15 protein-coding genes and 2 riboswitches are annotated in these 20,968 nt (G+C 36.6%); of the genes, 14 read left to right on the forward strand and 1 reads right to left on the reverse strand.

Annotated features, from left to right (window positions below; genetic code table 11):
- The first annotated feature begins 1 nt into the window (after position 1).
- The 14 genes from K5X82_13940 (at position 2) to K5X82_14005 (ending at position 19,134) form a co-directional block, all read left to right on the forward strand.
- Positions 2–3,022 carry a TonB-dependent receptor gene (locus tag K5X82_13940; protein ID QZT36359.1) on the forward strand — a complete coding sequence of 1,007 codons (3,021 nt, stop codon included), beginning with the start codon at positions 2–4 and terminating at the stop codon, positions 3,020–3,022.
- A gap of 39 nt (positions 3,023–3,061) precedes the next feature.
- Positions 3,062–4,585, forward strand: a complete 1,524-nt coding sequence (locus tag K5X82_13945) for a RagB/SusD family nutrient uptake outer membrane protein (protein QZT36360.1) — start codon at positions 3,062–3,064, stop codon at positions 4,583–4,585.
- Positions 4,586–5,075: 490 nt separating this feature from the next.
- Positions 5,076–5,291, forward strand: coding sequence for a hypothetical protein (locus K5X82_13950; protein ID QZT36361.1), 216 nt, complete (start codon positions 5,076–5,078; stop codon positions 5,289–5,291).
- Positions 5,288–6,457, forward strand: coding sequence for a group II intron reverse transcriptase/maturase (gene ltrA, locus K5X82_13955; protein ID QZT36362.1), 1,170 nt, complete (start codon positions 5,288–5,290; stop codon positions 6,455–6,457). Before K5X82_13950 ends, ltrA begins: the two co-directional genes overlap by 4 nt.
- Positions 6,458–6,752: 295 nt before the next feature.
- A riboswitch (cobalamin riboswitch) is annotated at positions 6,753–7,007 on the forward strand.
- 49 nt (positions 7,008–7,056) lie between these two features.
- Positions 7,057–8,196, forward strand: a complete 1,140-nt coding sequence (locus tag K5X82_13960; protein QZT39133.1) for an ABC transporter substrate-binding protein — start codon at positions 7,057–7,059, stop codon at positions 8,194–8,196.
- Positions 8,189–9,229: an iron ABC transporter permease gene (locus tag K5X82_13965; protein ID QZT39134.1), complete on the forward strand. Its 1,041-nt coding sequence runs from the start codon at positions 8,189–8,191 to the stop codon at positions 9,227–9,229. The genes K5X82_13960 and K5X82_13965 overlap by 8 nt, the downstream gene beginning before the upstream one ends.
- Before the next feature lie 3 nt (positions 9,230–9,232).
- The gene (locus K5X82_13970) at positions 9,233–10,264 is read left to right on the forward strand and encodes an ABC transporter ATP-binding protein (GenBank protein QZT36363.1); all 1,032 of its coding nucleotides are present in this window, start codon (positions 9,233–9,235) and stop codon (positions 10,262–10,264) included.
- A 67-nt stretch (positions 10,265–10,331) separates the two neighbouring features.
- Complete coding sequence (locus tag K5X82_13975; GenBank protein QZT36364.1) at positions 10,332–11,165, forward strand: ABC transporter ATP-binding protein; 834 nt, start codon at positions 10,332–10,334, stop codon at positions 11,163–11,165.
- Between the two features lie 5 nt (positions 11,166–11,170).
- Positions 11,171–11,908 (forward strand): ABC transporter permease, encoded by a 738-nt coding sequence (locus K5X82_13980; protein ID QZT36365.1) that lies wholly within the window; start codon positions 11,171–11,173, stop codon positions 11,906–11,908.
- 92 nt (positions 11,909–12,000) lie between these two features.
- Positions 12,001–12,195: riboswitch (cobalamin riboswitch) on the forward strand.
- Between the two features lie 140 nt (positions 12,196–12,335).
- Positions 12,336–14,579, forward strand: coding sequence for a TonB-dependent receptor (locus K5X82_13985; GenBank protein QZT36366.1), 2,244 nt, complete (start codon positions 12,336–12,338; stop codon positions 14,577–14,579).
- 172 nt (positions 14,580–14,751) lie between these two features.
- Positions 14,752–15,657, forward strand: coding sequence for a sirohydrochlorin cobaltochelatase (locus K5X82_13990; GenBank protein ID QZT36367.1), 906 nt, complete (start codon positions 14,752–14,754; stop codon positions 15,655–15,657).
- A gap of 65 nt (positions 15,658–15,722) precedes the next feature.
- On the forward strand, positions 15,723–16,649 hold the full coding sequence (locus tag K5X82_13995; GenBank protein ID QZT36368.1) for a sirohydrochlorin cobaltochelatase: 927 nt from the start codon (positions 15,723–15,725) through the stop codon (positions 16,647–16,649).
- A gap of 240 nt (positions 16,650–16,889) precedes the next feature.
- Positions 16,890–17,876 (forward strand): hypothetical protein, encoded by a 987-nt coding sequence (locus tag K5X82_14000; protein QZT36369.1) that lies wholly within the window; start codon positions 16,890–16,892, stop codon positions 17,874–17,876.
- Positions 17,877–18,078: 202 nt separating this feature from the next.
- A complete protein-coding gene (locus K5X82_14005; protein QZT36370.1) occupies positions 18,079–19,134 on the forward strand; it encodes a hypothetical protein in 1,056 nt (351 codons plus the stop codon).
- A gap of 107 nt (positions 19,135–19,241) precedes the next feature.
- Here K5X82_14005 and K5X82_14010 read toward each other — a convergent pair whose 3' ends face one another.
- Positions 19,242–20,669 carry an IS66 family transposase gene (locus K5X82_14010; GenBank protein ID QZT36371.1) on the reverse strand — a complete coding sequence of 476 codons (1,428 nt, stop codon included), beginning with the start codon at positions 20,667–20,669 and terminating at the stop codon, positions 19,242–19,244.
- Positions 20,670–20,968 lie beyond the last annotated feature (299 nt).

Here is a 20,968-nt window from a genome sequence, read left to right on the forward strand (position 1 = left end):
TATGAAACAAGTGAATCAAGCTTGGCATCGTAGACTCTTTATGGGGGCGATGTTGTTATTGTTTTCTTTCATCGGAGGGAATGCAATGGCACAGCAGATGAAGGTGACAGGTACAGTTAAAGATACCAATGGGGGAGTTCTTCCTGGTGTTACTGTTATTGTTCAAGGTACTTCAATGGGTACAATTACCGACTTTGATGGTAATTATATGATCAACATTAAAGGGCAAGAAAAGCCTGTACTTAGGTTCTCATATGTTGGTTTTACAACCCAAGAAATTCCATTAGAAGGAAAAACAAAAGTAGATGTAACATTAAAGGAGAGTGCTATTGCTCTAAACGAAGTAGTCGCTGTAGGATACGGAGTGATGAAAAAAAGTGATGTTACAGGTGCTACTGTTGGTGTTAAATCTGACGATATCTTGAAAGCAAACACCTCGTCAGTAAACGAGGCTCTTCAAGGAAAAATGGCTGGTGTTAGTGTATCAACTAACAGTGGTGCTCCTGGTGGAGATATTAAGATTCGTATTCGTGGAGGGAACTCTATTTCAGGTAGCAATGCGCCTTTAGTGGTTATTGATGGTTTTATTGGTGGATCTCTAAAAGAACTGAATCCAAATGATATTGCAAGTTTAGAAGTGTTGAAAGATGCTTCAGCTACTGCTATTTATGGGTCGAGAGGTTCAAATGGGGTAATACTTGTGACCACAAAAACAGGTAAAGCTGGCGATATGAAAATTAACTATGATGGCTATTATGGACAACAAAGTATCGCTAAAAAACTTGATGTTTTAGATGCCGCTTCTTATGCTGAAGTTGTAAATGCAAAAAGAACTGCATACGGAAAACCATCACCATATAGTCAAGAGCAAATTGATACATTCCGTAAAGATGGAGGACACAATTGGCAAGATGAGATCTATAGAACTGCAGCAACACAAAACCATAATTTATCTTTTACTGGTGGAACAGATAAACTACGCTTTCTATTTTCTGGGCAATATTTGGATCAGGATGGCATCATGAAGAATTCAAACTATAATCGTATGAATTATCGTATGAATTTAGATGCTAAATTATCGGATAAACTTAAATTGAAAGTTAATATTAGTGGTTTCCAATCTAAGGAAAAGAAATTTAATCTTAAATGGCCTAACGGCGCTCCTCCAACTGATGCCTTGGTTTTCGAACCAACACTACCTATTTATGATGAGAATGGAGAATATACAGAATCATCATTTAGTACAGTTAATAATCCAATTGCTGATGTAAATGAGTTAAATAGAGAAGCCACAAAAACTAATTCGACACTTAATGCGTCGTTAACGTATCAGCTTTCTAAGAAGATTACACTTTCTGTTTCTGGTGGTTATTTGATGAATAATTCAAACAACTATGGTTTTGACAATAAGTACACTTATGCTGGTAAAGGTGTAGAGAAAGGAAGTGCTTCAAATACATACAGTAATAATTGGCAGAATACAAACATGATTGCTTATGCTGATAATTTTGGCGATCACAGTTTGAATATTACCTTAGTTAATGAACAAAGTGGAAACAAGAGTAATAGCAACTCATTTGTAGCTAATGACTTCTTCTTGAACCGTGGATATTATGACTTGAATTATGCTTCTCAAGCTACTAGTTATCGTTCAAATTTCTCGAATAACTCTTCTATGATGTCATTTCTTTCTCGTGTAAACTACAATTACAAAGGAAAGTATCTTTTTACAGGGTCGATTCGTGCGGATGGTTCATCAAAGTTTGCAAAGAATCATAAATGGGGGTACTTCCCTAGTGCTTCTTTTGCTTGGAGAATTTCGGAAGAAGGATTCTTATCTGATTCAGAATTCATCGATAATTTGAAGTTTCGTGTAGGTTATGGACAAACGGGTAGTTCTGCAACAAATCCTTATAGATCTAGATCTTTGATGGGACCTGGAGGAAACTACTCTTTGGATGGTTCTGAGAAATATGTTGGTTCTACGGTAAAATATGCTGATAGTCCTAACCTTTCATGGGAAACAACTTCTCAAACTAACGTAGGAATTGATTTATCTGTTAAGGAAGGTATGTTTAATATTACTGCAGATTACTATTATAAAAAGACAACAGATATTCTTCTTTACATCAACACTGCTTATGTGTCAGGTTTTGGAACTGAGCTTAAGAATGTAGGTTCTTTACAAAACCAAGGAGTCGATCTTTCTTTGGGGGTCAATCTAGGTAAAAGGGATTTTAAATATAACGGTACAATTACTGCAACACGTAATATTCAGAAGGTTTTGGATCTTAATGGAGCTACAGAACTGCCTTTTATGGGAGCATCTGGTCTTGTGTCAAAAGTAATATTAGATAGACCTGTCGGAGAATTCTATGGATATAATTACTTAGGCGTATGGAAAACAAGCCAAGCAGAAGAAGCAAAGAAATTTGGTGCTAAGCCTGGTGATCCACACTTTGCCGATACAAATAAAGATGGCGTGATTAATATCTCTGATAAAACAATTATTGGAAATGCAACTCCTGATTGGTATCTAGGATTCTCTAATAGCTTCAGTTATAAGAATCTAGATATGTCAATGATGTTCACTGCAACATTAGGTCAAGATGTTTTTAACTATCTAGATGCTAAGATAATGGGGGTTGCTAATACAGATCCTGTAAGTACAAAAATCTTAGATCGCTGGACTCCAGAAAATGAAAATAGTGATATTCCTGCATTTAGTACAACAAGTCGTACTAAAGACCAAGCTCTTTCTTCAAGATTTGTAGAAGATGGGTCATTCTTAAGACTTAAGAACATTACATTAGGATATACACTACCTGTAAAGGCAGTTAAGAGCATCGGAATTTCTAAACTTAGAGTATACGGTTCAGTTCAAAATGTGTTCACAATCACCAACTACAGTGGCTATGATCCAGAAGTGAGTAGCAGCACTTCAGATATGATGCCAGGTTATGATATAGCTCCATATCCAACAGCAAGAGTTTGGAACTTAGGAGTTAATATCAGTTTTTAAGAATGATGATATTGTTAGAACAATAAAAAGTTGTAAGTAATGAAAAAAAAGATATTATCTCTAGCTTTAGGAGTATGCTTTTTAGGCGGAGGATTCAGTAGTTGTGATATGTTAGAAGAAGATACATCTCTTGTGATGTTAACTGAAACATATTTCCAAAGTGAGAATGAATTAGTTGGCGCAATAACACCTATCTATAACTATATCTTTAAAGATGACACTCGTTTTGGTGGGATTAGTGGTAGAGGTTTTTCTTTAAACTGTGGAGATCCAGCTTTAACTTCAATCAGAGGTTTAAACAAACAGCGTATGTTGGAATTTGATGATTTCAATGTGTCTGCTAATAATGATGATGTTACTGCTGTATGGAAAGCGATGTATCGTGCCATTGGAGCAGCAAACAGTATTATAAGTAATAAAGCGAAGATTGAGAATATCGCAATGAATAAGGATAAAAAAGCTATATACCTTGCGGAAACACATTTCCTAAGAGCTCTAGCTTATTATAATATCGTTAGTTATTGGGGTAAAGGGGTAATTGTAGAAAAATTGCTCAATGGAGAGGAAGCAAAGCTTGTAAAGATGTCTACTGCGGAGGAGATGTATGCTTTCATTCTTAAGGATATTGATGAAGCGATGGGCCTTCCTGCAACAAGAGATGAGATGGGACGTGCAAATCTTGATGCAGTTCGTATGTTACAAGCATATGTATATATGAATATGGCTGGATATCCTTTAAATAAAGGAGCTGAATACTATCAGAAAGCAGCAGATACTGCAGCTGAAGTTATTACTTCTGGACAGCACTCATTATATACAGATTTTTCTGACCTTTGGAAATTTGATCGTCGTTTAGATGGCAAAGAGCATATCTTCTGTTTTTATGGAAACTATAATTTAGGTCGTGATCTTGGATCATATGGAGGTAAAGGTTTTCGTGGTACAGAAGAAGGTGGCTGGAAGGATTATATGGTAGAGACAGCTTTCTATAATAATTTTCCTAATGATAACCGAAAAGCTTATACTATTTATGATGTGATCAAGCACGATAAAAAAGGAAAACCTCTTCCTGTTGCAAAGCAAAAGTCTTGCTTAGATGGCAAAGAGGGGCATGTTTGGATTGGTAAATATCGTGACCTTGGCGGTTCTCCATGGAAAGATGTCACTACAAATACAATTTATCCAATCTTCCGTTATGCAGATGCACTATTGATTGTTGCTGAGGCGGACAATTTGGCTAATGGTGGACCTACTGCAAGAGCATATGATGCATTGCGTCAAGTTCAACATCGTGCATATGATGGTTCTGCTTCAGCTGCAAATATTATTGCTGATGGTGCAGATCAATCGACTTTCGATACAACTGTATTGAATGAACGTATGTGGGAGTTTGCTTTCGAAAACAAAACATGGATTACCATGGTACGTCGTCAGAAAGTAGCAGAATTTAATAAAGATCATGCAGGTGAAGATCCTACTTTCACTGCTGCAAGTATTACGGAGGTAGATTATTTCTTCCCTATTCCAGAACATGAAACATTGATTAATGGCAACTTGAAGTAGACTTAATCATTATGTTGTGAATATATGTATTAGAAGGATACAGCCCACGGGTTGTATCCTTTTTTTTGGTGTGCCATGCATGTAAATTAACTAATCGGTGCAAGTCCGTAGTGGCGGTTTGTAGAGCCAACCACCTAGCAGACGGCAAGGGTGCTTATCGTGAGGTATAACCTGAAGGAAGCCTTATGCAAAACTCTGATCCGAGGTATACGAATCTCATTAGGCGGTATATAACTGGATAAGCTTGCCAAACAAAGTAAAGTCCGAATTCTACACGGAGTTAATACCGTAGATGTGGCGGATAGATGGAGTGAAAGTTAATTTCCTTACCATGGGAGATCTCACAGATGGATACAATGTATTTTCCCTGTCCATTCAAAAAAAGTTAACTGTGAGAAGTCAGCCGAGGTCATAGTACTGTACCCACTTTACAGGAAGGACTGAATCTTAAATCATTCATAATACAGACTGTTACCTAATGAAGGGATCAATGCAGAAAATATCGGAAGATAGCTACTTAAGTGAAGGTAGAGCGGAACTCGAGAATAACTCAAGAGCGCACACTTTCAAAGGGATAACTGAAGCCATTATGGAAACGAACATTACAACAGATAATTTATTAGAATGTGTCCTAGAATCAGATAACCTAGGTAAGGCTTATTTACAGGTTTATCGTAATAAAGGAGTCATGGAGTTGATAAGATGAAAGTGGAATCATTAAAAGATTATCTCAGATTTCATCGAAAAGTTTTAATAACAGAACTACGAGAAGGGAAGTACCTTCCCAATCCTGTACGACGAGTCGAAATACCCAAAGAGCCAGGTAAAACACGCCCTTTAGGTATTCCTACTGTCGTGGATCGTGTTATTCAACAAGCCATTTCACAAGTTCTTAGTCCTATTTATGAGGAACAGTTTTCCAATTATAGCTTTGGATTCCGTCCTAATAAAGGAGCACATACAGCTATTATAGCCTGTAGCCAAACGATCACAGCAGGTTATCATTATGCTATCGATATGGATATGGAAAGATTTTTCGATACCGTAAATCATAGCAAGTTGATAGAGATCTTATCACGAACGATAAAAGATGGTCGATTAGTTTCCTTAATCCATAAATATCTAAGAGCCGGAGTTGTTGTTGAAGAGCAGTTTCAAGAAACAGAAACAGGAGTTCCTCAAGGAGGACCATTAAGTCCATTGCTAAGCAACATTATGCTGAATGAATTAGACCATGAACTCACAAGACGAGGACATGAGTTTGTTCGTTATGCAGATGATATTGTGATCTTATGTAAAAGCAAGCGAGGAGCTACACGCACGATGAATTCTACAATTCGTTTTATAGAAGATACTCTATTCTTAAAAGTGAATCGAGATAAAACAGAAGTGGTGCGCTACAATCAGATTAAGTTTCTTGGTTACAGTTTTTACAAAACAAAAGGTGCCGTTCGTTTTCGATTGTCGAAAAAGACACAACGGAAAGTGAAGCGCTCTTTGGAAGGAATTGTAGCACGGAAGAATAGTATTGGTTACGATGAAATCAAATCCAAGCTTAAAAGTTATATTCAAGGATGGGTAACCTATTATCGATTGGCAGATATGAAATCATTTCTGAAACAAGTAGATGAATGGCTAAGACGACGTATCCGTATGGTAATATGGAAATGTTGGAAAAGAGTAAGAACGAAGATGAAGAATTTAATGAAACTCGGAGTTTCGAAGCACAAAGCGTATGAATATGCAAATACGAGGAAAAAGTATTGGCGCATTTCAAAGAGTCCAATTCTACAAACGACTATAACGAATAAGAATTTGGAGAAGGCAGGCTATATTACGCTAAGTGATTATTATCAGAAAGTAAAGTCGTGATTTAGGGAGTCGCCGTATACGAGACCCGTACGTACGGTGGTGTGGGAGGTGTACTGGAAGATAAAATATCTTCCAGCCATCTACCCGATTATCAATATGTTGATAACTGCTACAAGTCCTCCGTTTTTATTTCAGTTTAGAGATACGGATAGATGTCGTTTGATATCCTATAGTTATGATTGGTTTATTATAGAGAACTCATCTTAATGTATTTCCCCATGTCTCATTTTGTTAATATCGAGAAGTGAGATTAAAAAAATAAGAGTTAGATAGGTTATGAGCTAAGGAAAACTATATCTTTGCTTTGTTATAAGGTGGTAAGTTTTTCTACTCTAGTGATCTTACTGAAAAGGGAATCTGGTGTAAGTCCAGAACAGTCCTCGCTACTGTAATCCATTTATTTATGCATTTATACTACGTACCACTCCGCTGAAGGTGGGGGAAGGTTAATACCAATTCTATTTCGTAGGAATTAAGATGTTATTTCAACATAGAATTGGTTTAGATGTTATGGAGAGTCAGGAGACCTGCCTTATATTAATTCTACACATGTTGTGTTCGAGGGGGAAATACGGTGTGTCAATAATAATTTATTTATGATGAGACGGTTCTTTCCATTGATATGGATTACACTTGCAGCTACTGTATTAATGTTTACAAGTTGTGGTGGAGTGAAAACAAAAAATCAGTATGCTTCACAAGATAGTTTGGCACTCTCATATGCCAATAACTTTAAAGTGGTGAAGGATGCGCGAGGTTATGATTGTCACGTGGTGACACAAAAGAAAGATAAGAAGGTTGATGATCATTTTCGTTTGACTTTTAGAGATAGTATTTCAGATGTCTCTATGTCATCTTCAGAGATGGAAATTCCGATTCCTTGTAAACGAATCATCTGCCTGTCTTCGACACAACTTACTTACTTTTTTGCTTTAGACTATATTGATCCTATTGTGGGTACCAATAGTAGTCGTCGACTTTTCCATAAAGGGATGACACAGCGTATCAATAGTGGTAAAGTGAAACGTGTTGGTAAGCAAGGAAATTTTAACTTAGAGTTAATTGCATCATTGCAACCAGATGTCATCTTTGTCTCTCCATTTAAGAGAGGTGGTTATGCTTCTTTAAAACAACTTGGTATCCCATTGATTCCTATGGCTGCATATAGTGAAGAGACACCATTAGGACGTGCTGAATGGGTGAAATTTATTTCGCTATTTATTGGAAAAGAGAAGGAGGCAACTGTTCAGTTTGATCAGATAGCGAAGGAGTATAATCGTTTGACCCAGTTAACCAAAGAGGTGAAAGAGCGCCCAACAGTCTTCTCTGGAAAGTTGCGTTCAGGTATATGGTATGTTCCTGGTGGCAATAGTTTTTATGCCCACTATTTCAGAGATGCTGGAGCCGAATACGTTTTCAAGGATCAATATACTGGTGCACGACCACTTGACTTCGAGACGGTATATGCAAAATGTTTGGATGCAGATTATTGGAGACTACTTCTTCCAGAACCTGTTGGTTATAATCGACAGATGTTAATTAAAGAGGATGAGCGTTATGGGGATTTTGATGCCTTTAATAGGGATCATGTATTTATGTGTAATATACGTTCAAAGCCTTTCTATGAAGAGAATGCGATGAAACCACATATTGTTCTGTCCGATTATATACATATCTTCCATCCAGAACTAATCCCTGAGTATAAACCATATTTTTATGAACCGTTACCAAATGAATAGTCGTCGTGTCTCTTTGGGTACGGTGATAATAATCATCGGCACATTGGTGTTGATGACTTTGCTCTTTATTGCCAACCTAGTTTATGGATCAATATCTATACCGGTGGATCAGGTTGGAAAAGCATTGTTCGGTTTACCTGTAGATAAGAAGGTGTGGGAGCTGATTGTGATAAAAACCCGTTTGCCTCAAACGATGGTGGCAATGGGGGCAGGCATGGGACTTGGTATTTCTGGTCTTCTGATGCAGACAATGTTTCGTAACCCTTTGGCTGGACCATCTGTATTAGGGATATCATCAGGGGCAAGTCTTGGTGTGGCACTGGTGATATTGGTTGCGGATCAGTGTTTCGAAATTGTATTTTCTACAGTTGGCTTTTGGGGCGATTTTGCTGTGATATTGGCATCTTTATTAGGTGCTTTTGTTGTGCTTTTCACGGTGTTGTATGTGTCCAAACATCTCGAAGGAACCTTGGGTGTTCTTATTATGGGTGTGATGTTTGGATACCTTACCAATGCAGTGGTAAGTGTGTTGAAATTCTATAGTACGGAAGAGAGTATTCAGAGTTATGTGATGTGGGGATTGGGAAGTTTTTCTCGATTGAACTTAACTCAAGCTACTCGTTTCTGTATAGGTATGGTGGTTGGGTCTTTCTCTACACTGTTTTTTAGTAAATCGTTAGATCTACTTTCGCTAGGAGATCGTTATGCACAAAACTTGGGCTTAAATGTAGATAGAACTAGAAGGGCCATCATCTTCTTGGCGGGAGTACTTACAGCAGTAGTTACTGCTTTTTGTGGTCCAGTGATCTTTGTTGGAGTAGCTGTTCCACACATCTCTAAGTTGATCTTAAGAACTAGTCGACATACGCTATTGATTGCGGAGTGTTGTTTGATGGGGGGACTAGTGACGTTATTTTGTTGTTTGATCTCTCGAATGCCTGGAAGTGAGTCGACTCTACCGATCAACTCCGTGACGGCTTTTATTGGCGCACCGATTATCATCTCTATTATTTGGAAAAAAAGAAGAATGTAAGATATGGATCATGATAGACAATTAGGACCTGTTTTATCCTTTCGTGATTTGGATGTAGGCTATCAGAGTGGCAAACGCAAGAAGGTGGTTGCCGCTGGACTTCAAGGAACATTGAAAAGAGGAGTGCTTACTTCATTGATTGGTAGTAATGGTACAGGGAAGAGTACGTTACTAAGAACATTGGCTGGTTTTCAACCCATGTTGTCAGGTGAGGTTTATTATCACGAAGAGCCTTTGCGTGGTATCTCTTCTCAACGTCTTTCACGATGTGTGTCTGTGGTATTAACAGATAGGGTGGAAGTGCCTAATGCTACAGTATATGAAATTGCTTCCTTAGGTCGGAGTCCCTATCATGGTCGATGGAACCGTTTGGACCATCAGGATCATCAAATTATTGATGAGGCGTTGATTCAATGTGGAATTGCTCATAAAAGAGAAGACCTGTTGTCTTCTCTAAGTGATGGGGAGCGACAGAAGGTATTTATTGCGAAAGCTTTGATTCAACAGACCGATTTAATTATATTGGATGAACCTGCTGCTTTCTTGGATTTTACTGCACGTATCGAGGTGATGAAGTTGCTTCGAGATATTGCAATCAGTCGAAATATCTCCATTTTACTCTCTTCACATGACTTGGATCTAGCCCTACAACTATCCGATCAGGTGTGGCTTTTTTATCCCGAAGGACCTTTGGTGGAAGGAAGTCCTGAAGATCTGTTATGGCGTGGTAACTTCAATGAGATATTCCAGTCGGACCATTTGAAGTATGATAAGCTACGAGGTAAGTATGAAGTGCATTATGAGACTAAGGAGATCCTAGATGTTGTGGTACCGAAAGAGATTTGTGCGCTATTGATTAGTGCGTTTAAGCGTGAAAGAGTTGCACTAAGAGAAGTGGAGTCCATAGACGTGGAAGGTGTTTTATGGGAACAAGATCGTTTCTCTGTTGTTATCCATGGGAAGGAGATATTTGAATGTTCTTCCATTGCAACACTTGTCGATTATTATAAATCGCACTACTCAAATAGAAAATGAATAATAACAATTTAACTTTTAAATGAGTCATTTCAAAGTTAAATTGGTGTAAAATAGATATTCAATCATGATTTCATTTCAACATGTAACCAAGAAGTATGGAGACTTTGTCGCCGTAAATGATTTTAATCTAGATATACCGAAAGGTCAGTTCTTAGGTCTTATCGGACCCAATGGTGCAGGAAAAACGACGCTTATACAGATGTTTACAGGTCTTTTGTTGCCTACCCAAGGGCAAATCTTTGTAGAAGAACAGAAGGTAGAGCGACAGAATGTAGAGGTGAGGCGTTTGATTGGTGTGGTTCCCCAACATAATAACCTGGATAAGGACTTAACGGTCTATCAGAATATGGTTTTTGCGGCAAAATTGTTTGGGGTAAATGGTAAAGGGAGCGAGGAACGTATTGATTATCTTCTTGAATTGATGGGGCTAAAAGACTTTACATCGCGTATTGCCCGCCGATTATCTGGTGGAATGGCGCGTAAATTGATGATTGCCCGAGCTTTGATTCATAATCCAGAGGTGTTGGTGCTCGATGAACCTACCACCGGTGTAGACCTAATCTCTCGACGTAAAATATGGGAGATTCTTCAAGTGATGCGTAAAGAGGGTAAAACAATCCTACTCACATCCCACTATATCGAGGAGGTGGAAGCCCTATCTGATCGTATAGTATTGATTAAGAATGGAGAGGCTGTGGTTACGGGGAGTAGTCAAGAGTTAAAAGACGCTGTAGGATCTACTACCGTTAGTTTTAGCGAAACAGATACCACTGTTGCGTATCGTTTTTTTGATACTAGAGAAGAGGCGGAAGCCTTCGCAAAGACGTTGAATGTAGATCATTCTGTGAAGGTGTTAACATTAGAAGATGTATTCTATCATTTTAGTAAAGACAAATAGAGATTATGGAGATTAGAACCATTTTATGGAGAGAGTTTATCTTCTTTAAGAATAATTTATTTAGAATTACTTCGTCGGCTATCATGAGCCCATTTCTTTATTTTATTGCTTTTGGCTGGGGACTCGGCCAAGGAGTGGTGGTAGAGGGGCATCCATATAACCAATATATTGTACCTGGTATTATTGCACTTTCATCAATGGGAACAAGCTTTAATGCTGTCTCCATTAGGATCCTTGTATCCAAACTTCATGAACGTAGTTTTGAATTCTATATGACAGCCCCTGTGCGCCTTTTTTTACTCACACTAGGTAATATAATTGCAGGGGCATTACGAGGCCTCTATGCGGCTCTATTGATTCTTATCGTAACCTTTTTGTTTGGTATTCAAGTCGACCTATCTATTTCACTTCTATTGGTTACGTTTCTTAACTGTTTACTGTTTGCCTCCTTTGGCTATATTGCTGCCATGGTGGTGAATACGCATTATGATATGAATCGGTTTACAACCTTTTTGATCACTCCCATGACTTTTTTGTGTGGCACATTCTTTTCATTAGATAATATGCCTTATTTATTAGAAGTCTTGATAAAAATACTGCCTTTAACTCATGCTTCTATTGCCATTCGTGCGTTGATGCTAGATGGACAGATGATATGGTCTTCTGTGGCTGTGTTATTTCTGTATTTTGTTGGTTTACTGTGGGTTGGTGTATGGGTGAGCCGAAGAGAATTGGGTGCTTGATTATTATTGGTTAATATAATATAAGACAATCAAGTCTTAATATGTGTTAAATAAAACCGTCGTTTATTTGTTTGTTCTTTTAAAAAACCTATATCTTTGTGTTCGAATTTGGTAGTCGTAGTATACATTACTATGACGAGAGGGAACTCGGTGTGAATCCGAGGCTGTACCCGCAGCTGTAATACTCTAAAAAGTTTATCGTAACTACCGCCACTGTAATCAAGGATTATGGGAAGGCACGATAAATGAGTTGAGCCAGAAGACCTGCCAGAGGATAGATACATAGCATATACTTTCGGGATTAAAAGTCAAATTGTGCACACCACAGTCATAGAGCGTTTCATTGTAAGTAAACCGCTCGGATTGTTATGAGCTTTTTCACGTCAGTACATGTATTGTTTATGATTTTAATATTATAAAAACGAACATGTCTAAAATTATTAACTTACTCTTTTTCCTTCTTGTAGGAATGGGAGTTGTATGTGCCCAGCGTACATATCGAGTTAGAGGAATTGTGGTAGACCATGATAATGGTACACCTGTTTCATCCGCTTCTGTACAAATCAAAGAGACCAAAATCGGTACAATTACAGACCTTAATGGGAAGTTCTCAATAGAGGTTCCTAGAGAAGGTGATGCTCATGTTGAGATCAGTTACATGGGATACAAAACTTTAGTTGTTTCTATTGTTGCGAGTCTGAGTAATGACGCTCATCGTTTTGTTCTAGAAAGATCAAGTGAATCTTTGGACGAGATAGTGGTTACAGGAACAGGAACAGCGCACAGCTTGAAGCGTGTGCCTGTTCGTACAGAGCTTATTTCTGGAAAACAGATAGAACAAATGGGCGCTGCGAATATCGAAGAGATCCTAGCGATGGTTAACCCATCGATGTCATTCTCTCCTAATGCGATGGGCTCTTTCATGAAGATCAATGGTTTAGGAAACGACTATATTCTAATTCTTGTTGATGGTAAAAGGATGTATGGTGACATGGGAGGTAACAGTGACCTAAATCGAATACCTCTTTCGAATATTAAACAGATTGAGATCGTAAAAGGAGCTTCTTCATCTCTATATGGTTCGGAAGCTATAGCTGGAGTGATAAACATCATTACCAAGACGCCAAAAAATGGGATCTCTGCTAGTAACGATACCTACCTGGGTGCCTATGGACAGTTTAGACAAAACAATCAAGTATCTTATAAAGCAAAGGGATGGTCAACTTCTTCTACGGTGAGTTATAAGACATCGGACGGTTGGCAACTGAGTAGTGTTGAGAAGCCCTCTAGGAAGATGATTCGTAAGGGGCAAAAAGATCCTGTACCAACTTTAGCAAAGGCTTCTAATGAATATCAGGATCGTTCTTTCATCCAATCTTTACGATTTACGCCAAACGATAAATTTTCTCTTGGAGCTACAGGAACTATTTTTGATAAAGAGGTTATTTACCCTGTTGCATACAAGAGCTATAACTCATACTTTACTGATGCTAACTTGTCAATTGATGGAGCTTATACTTTTTCTGAGAAGGCTAAGATATCCTTTGAGGGTTATTACGATAATTATAAATACAAGTATCTGTATAATCAGAAGTATAATATTGCTTATAATGAGAATGGGATACAGCATCAGAAGACTTTCTATTCTGGAGATGAACAGCTTAATACGAATCAAATTCTTCGTACAGCTAAGTTAAATGGTGTTTTTGTCCTACCACTAAACAATACGTTGAGTGTAGGTGCAGAGCATATGTATGAGTTTCTAGAGGCACCTTTTCGATTCAAAGGAAATGATGTAAATGCAACGACTACATCTGCTTATGCACAGGATGAGTGGAGTACTAAGTATGTCACATTAGTGGCAGGGGTAAGGTATGTAAATCATGAAGCATTTGGTTCCATGTTTACACCTAAAGTGTCTGCGATGGTTGGAAACAGTTGGATTAAACTTCGCTCTTCTTTAGGTCAAGGATTTAAGGCACCGACACTAAAAGAGTTATACTACTACTATGAAAAAGAGGGTATGGGATCGCATTATCTATATCTTGGTAATAAAGACTTGAAACCCCAAGAAAGCACATACTATGATATTTCATTAGAGTTAGATTTCAATAAATTAAACTTCTCAGTATCTGCATATCATAATAAGGTGAACAATATGATAGCTTACAAAGTCATACCTACACCTGTTAGCGCTGAAGAAATGGGGGTTAAAATCACCAAACAGCAGGTAAATATCGATGAAGCCTTGACCGAAGGTGTTGATGTGGCAATGGATTGGAGAATATGTTCTTTTTTGCAATTCAATGCTGGATATAGTTATGTGGATGCAAAAGATGTAGAGACAGATAAAGTTTTAGATGGGGTCAGTGAGCATAAAGCCAATACGCAATTGTCTTGGTTACATCAAACAAAACATATTGGTTTTCGATATATAATTCAAGGTAAAGGGCAGTCAAAACGATTCTATGGAAAAGAGGAGGTCGACGGTTTTATGCTTTGGAACTTTATAGCCAATCATAGTTTTACGATCAATAATTTTAAGTTTAATGCAAAGGTCGGTGTGGATAATTTATTCGACTATATGGATGATAAACCTTATGGTTACCATTATAGTACATTGAGTCCAGGTCGTACATTCTTTGCAGGACTCCAAATCTACTTTAACTAGTAGAACTTATCGTTGGAGATATACCTAAATACCATTTGAGGATTTAAGCTGTTTCTAATAGCTCGAATATGATTTGTTTCCTGAAACAAGATTCTTCAATATGAATCTTAGACAGATAATTACGTTTAAATGAATATGTTTGTTTCATCAAATTGGTATAAATAATAAAGTTATGATTTTGAAAAGTGTCAGAAGTGTAGTGGTTGTTTTGATGATGTTCATTGGATTCACTTCATGTGTCTCTAATGGAACAAAAGCAACAAGTAAGGATAGTAAAGAGGCCATCCTATTGGTGACTTTTGGTTCTTCATATAAAGGTCCTGAAGCTACTTTTAAGAATATTGAGGAAGAGTTTGTGAAGGCTTATCCTGATGTTGAAATTCAGTGGGCTTTTACTTCACGAATTATTCGAAAGATTCTTCATAAAAGAGGGGTCGGTCCGTACAAAGGAGTAAATGCTCCTGAGGATGCTTTATTAAAACTTAAAAAAGAGGGATATCAACGAATAGCAGTTCAGTCATTACATATTATTCCAGGAACAGAGTATAACGACTTAAAAGGGAAAGTGGAAGCTTTTCAACAAGCGAATCCTCAGTTGACTTTGTCTCTTGGAACACCACTAATGGATACAGATAAGGATATGAATCAATTGGCTGATATCTTGGTTCATAAGTTTGATAAGAATGACCAAACAGTGGTGATGATGGGACATGGAACTGTGCATGCAGCCAACGATAGGTATGTGAGAATTGGAAATATTTTTAGGAAAGAGCATCCAAGTTTTATTGTAGGTACAGTAGAAGCAAAACCAGATATAGAGAATGTAGTAGAAGAGGTGGCTAAACTCTCTTCGAAAAACATACTGCTTATGCCATTAATGAGCGTTGCAGGCGATCATGCAACCAATGATATGGCAGGAGATGAAGAAGATAGTTGGAAAACAGTTCTTGAGAAAAATAATTATGCTGTTTCTCCTCTATTACAAGGTCTTTGCGATTACGATGAAGTGGTCGATATTTTTGTACAACACCTTAAAGCATCTATGAAAGATGACCAAAAAAAGTGTTGCCATCATTAGCTAAAAGGTGTCAAATCTTTCCTAACGAGATATGATAATCTTTTAAATTAAATACCTAAAGAAAAATGAAGACAGTTTTAAAAAGTGTTATGATCTTTTCCCTTATCTTAGGGATATTTACATCGTGTTCAAAAGATGATGATAATGTAGTTGTAGAGAAGAAAAATGCAGATAAAACAGCTATCCTACTGGCTAGTTTTGGTTCTTCTTATAAAGGCCCAGAAGCTACTTTAATGAATATCAAAGAGGAAGTGGCAAAAGCAAATCCTGATGCGGAGATTCGCTGGGCATTTACTTCTTACATCATTCGTAATATTCTTATTAAGAGAGAAAATAGTCCATTTAAGAATGTTGATTCTCCAGAGGAGGCTTTAACGAAGCTTATCAAGGAGGGATATAGTAAGATTGCAGTACAGTCACTTCATCTTATTCCTGGTTTGGAATACAACGATGTGAAAAAACTTGTTGATGACCTTGATGCCAAACACAAGAATGTAAAGATTACATTGGGAACACCTTTGATGAATACAGACGAGGATATGAAAGAGCTTGTTGAAATAATGGTTGGATTAGACGATCTAAAAGGAAAAACAGTTCTAATGATGGGGCATGGTTCAACACATGCGGCTAACGATCGTTACACTAGAGTCGGAGATTTCTTCAAGGCAAAAGATCCTAAATTTATTGTGGGTACTGTAGAGGCAAAACCTGATGTTATTGATGTAATCACAAAACTTGAAGCATTAAAACTTCAAGATAAGAATATTACGCTTATTCCCTTAATGTCTGTAGCAGGAGATCACGCCTCTAATGATATGGCAGGAGATGATAAATATAGTTGGAAGCCCCAATTGGAAAAAGCTGGCTATACAGTAAATCTTGTTCGCAAAAAAGATGTTAAAGATGAGCCTCTTAAGGGGCTTGGAGATTATGATAGTGTTGTTGCTATCTGGGTTAAACACCTTAATGCTGTAGTAAAAGCATTGAAATAATAATATTTTGTGAATTGAATGTTATAGAAAGGAGAAGATGAACTCATTAAATATAGGGTTATCTTCTTCTTTCTTAGTATATAGATGTAAAAATTGTTAATCTTGAGTAATTAGTGTTTTTGTTGTGGATGTATTTGCAGAGAACAATAATTATGATTTTATATTTATAGTCTGAATATAAAACTCTTAATTCATATGATCCCCAGTAAACTACCTCGAAGCCTTGTTGTATTAATAAAAATGATAATATGTTATTCTGTATTTCTCATTCTATCTACATCCTGTGCTAATACTCCTAATCTTGAGGGTTACAATTTAAACAATCTTATCATTGAAAGTATCTTACTAGATGAAGATTTTATTCAGATTGACTTTGCTGATAATGACTACGGGGCTGGCATTACGGATGATGGTCTCTATATAACTGAAGATGGTGGTTTATCTTGGATAAAACGATTGGATAGTGCTGAATTGAAACAGGTGAAGTGTTTTAATGATAGAAAATTATTGGTCTATGCATATCCTGAAGCACCTAAAAGAAGTGGGTATGTCTATACTTCAAATGATGGAGAAACTTTTCGTATTATCAAACAAGCTTTTGAGACTCTTAGTACTTTTATTGACATAAAACTCTTCAATCATGGAGTAGGATTCTTGCAAACGAAAGAAGGAATATCCTATCATACTGATGATGCTGGGGTACATTGGAAAAAGATAGATTATTTACAGGGAGTATCAATTATTTCTATGGTATCTCGATTAAATGGAGAATTGTTGGTTGGCAGTCCCTCAAAGGGGGTTATACTTCTAAGTATGGATCGTGGCGTTAATTGGAAGCATATCAATACCCCCTTTAAAGAAGCCCATTTAATCACTTATGCAACTGATGGATACGATATCCTGTTCGAAGAAACACAGTCACATCAGGTTATGAGTACAACTGATTTTACTGAATTCGAAGTATTTGATGATATGAGTAAGATAAAAGTTAAACATATTGCTACAAAGTCTGATGGTACTTATGCAGTCTTTGGTGTTTTTTATCTTCCATATCATATCACACCTTTTGGTCGGCTAACTTTCTCAAGGGATAGAGGAGATTCTTGGACCGATGCGAATGGTCATTTTTTTGATGTAGGTCATAACCATGGAATTATAGATGCTGAGGATAATATAATTATATCTCATATTATTAGTGCCAATCAACTATATCGAATTACTTACTAACCTACATTTGATTAATAAAGCAGTGAAATATATAGGATCTGTTTCTAGAGATTAAGTAATTATTATGATTATCATGTGGACAAGGTCATGTTTAGATATCTGATATTTATTGATGTATTTTTATAATACAACTATATCAGTGTTATTTATTACAATCTATAGGCTGATTGGTTTAAATTAATGTAATCTAAAAAAAAGTCTTATGAAAAGAAAGATCCCTATCCACTCTACAAAGAGGATTGTTTATGTGCTATCTACGCTATGGTTTATGAGTTGTACCCAGAATGAGAATATAAAGCAGTATGATTTGTATAACTTCAAGGTGGAAACAATCGATGCAAATATTTCATTATATCGTGTTGATTTTTCAGATAAAGATCATGGTTTTGGAGTCCGAGAAGATGGTCTCTATAAAACGGAAGATGGAGGCAAGATCTGGAATAAGATATATGATAGTAAGGGACTTATATATATCAAATGTTTTGATGAACATAACTGTGTTATAATTGCAGAGAAGAATGGAAAAGGTTACTTGTTAGTTTATAAAAATGGTAAGGTAATAACACCCAATATGGGTGGCTTGAATGTGAAATTCAGCTTTGATACGATAAATCTTTTTGACATGATGAACCTTTTTAATGGAGATATAGGTTTTATAAAAACAGACACTAAATCGGTCTTCCGAACGGTTGATGGTGGTTTAACGTGGAAAAAAATAGAGGGGTTAAGTATCGATAAAAGACAGAATTTTTATCGTAAAGAGAATGGTGATTTTATCGTGATTGGAAAATATAATAAAGAAGATTATGGTTTTTTAATTAGTAATGATGATGGCCATAGTTGGCTTAAAAAAGGTGAGACACTCGAGCACTACACTGAAATTCAAAATGTAATTGGGAATGAAATTATCTTTCATGATAGATATAAAAATAAAGTAATGGAAACTTTGGATTATCAATATTTTGAATCTTATGAGAATATTGATCATGTTGTACCTACTGATATTGGGCATAATACAGATGGAACACGTGTCATGTTTGGATACTACTACGTGAAATTCCCTGATGGAATTGTACCTGAAATTCCCGTTACGAGACTTTGTATTTACTTGTCAGCCGATCATGGAAAACATTGGGTTCAGAAAACCTACGGTGAGACTGTCCCTCTTCCAATTTCTCTTAATATGGTGCATGTAGAGCATGGTATGGTTCTATCACATGATATAAATAGCAGTAAAATTGATCGTATTACATTTTAGATAAACATATAGCTCAAAGAGATTCTTTGTAACTACTCAGGTAGTATTATAGTTTAGTTTTTATTAAATTTTAAATAATGGTTCAAAAAGATATAGTCCAAAGTTGTCTATTCCCAGCTTACAGCAACATTATTGCATGATAGCCAATATGCGATCATGTTCAGAACACTCTTTCCTTGTTTCTTTAATGTGTCGGTTATAGATCGCAACATGGCATACCTCTGCGCCCCTTCTTCTGTGCGATATCCCTTAGACACATTCTGTTTTACCTTGATATTACGCATTGCTCTTTCCGAAGCATTATTATCAAACGGGACTTCATAATGATTTAAGAAAGTAAATACACTATCTATTTTTTTCATTAATCGTTTCCGTAATGTTCTGATTTCATCGAGTTGATTATCGTAGGTGTCGATCTTCAGAAGTTCTATTAATCTGGTTTTAAATGAAGCATTTTTGTCTAGAGGGAAATCACTCTCTTCGGATTCCCGTTTTAATTTCATCGATGCAGTAAAAAGGTCTAAAATATCTTGTGCCCAGTTGTTGGTGGTCTGTTCTTTGATATAGATCAATTCACGCTGTAAATGTGCTAAGCATAGCTGATAATGTTTGGCTGGAGTTTTCAGTTGTGAAGCATAGCAGTCACTTACTAAAGTCGCCTTAGTAAATCCATCTTTGAAATTTTCTTCCACAACTTTATATCCTCTAGATCTGTGAGCTCTAATAAAAGTTAGTTCATAATTTTGCCAAACCCACATCCATCCTTTACTGCCATCTATTTTACAACCTGTTTCATCAGATCCAACTATATTGGCATCTTCAATAGATTGACGTAGTGATTCATATAGAGGAGTGAATACCTTTTCTGCATGTTTTAAAATATTGTCAATAGTTCCATCTCCTATTTTATATGAAGTCAGCTCTTCTACTAGCGTACTAATACGATTTAAAGGGATATAGTGCTCTATATGCAGACTAAGAATTAGCGAACGTATGTTGGGACCATATTGAACTGGTGCATTAACATTGGATGGCATAGCTCCTTTATGGATTTGTCCACAACTGCATCTATTCTCATAAAGACGATGCTCAATACATATAGGGTCAATAACAGGGGGGATATCAAAAACTTGACGCTTGCATAGCAACTTAGCATCCTCAGGATTCAATGTGTTTCCACAACTACACTTACCTAAAGGATGATGAGATTCGATATCGGTCGGTGTGGCATCTTGAAATAAAGTCATGCCTTTATGACCAAGTTGACCTCCTGATTTTTTATTAGATTTCTTGCGAAGAGATTGATTCTTCTTTACTGTCGATAAATCTCTAGATGGAGGAAAACTGCTATTACCACTATTTTTCTTACTACGTGATAGTTGATCTTCAAGAGTCTTAACCTTAGCATGAAGCATCGCATTTTCTTCTGACAAAGCTCTTACCTCCGACATAACAATGTCTAATTTTGCCAGTAAAGATTGTACTTGCTCTTTTAATGCCTTATTTTCTTTTTCTAAACGATCAACTTTGTTCATGCCTGCAAAGATCTATTCATATGGTCAAAATAGAAAAGATAACAACTAAAAGTAATCAACAAATACATTGTTATCTATCAACATTGTACATTAAATCAACGTGTTTGAAGTTTTTGTCGATTAAAACCTATCTGAAGAACCTGAGTAGTTACGATTCTTTTTCTTTGAGCTACATGGTGTTTATTTCTTACCATGATAATACAAACCCTTGAAAGGTACATTCATCATAATTGACGGTATTATTTTCCTTGTGCAATAATTGTTTATGATTATGTCTCATAAAGAGCCAATAATTATCA

The sequence above is a fragment of the Prolixibacteraceae bacterium genome (assembly GCA_019856515.1).
GTDB classification, from domain to species: domain Bacteria; phylum Bacteroidota; class Bacteroidia; order Bacteroidales; family Prolixibacteraceae; genus Halosquirtibacter; species Halosquirtibacter xylanolyticus.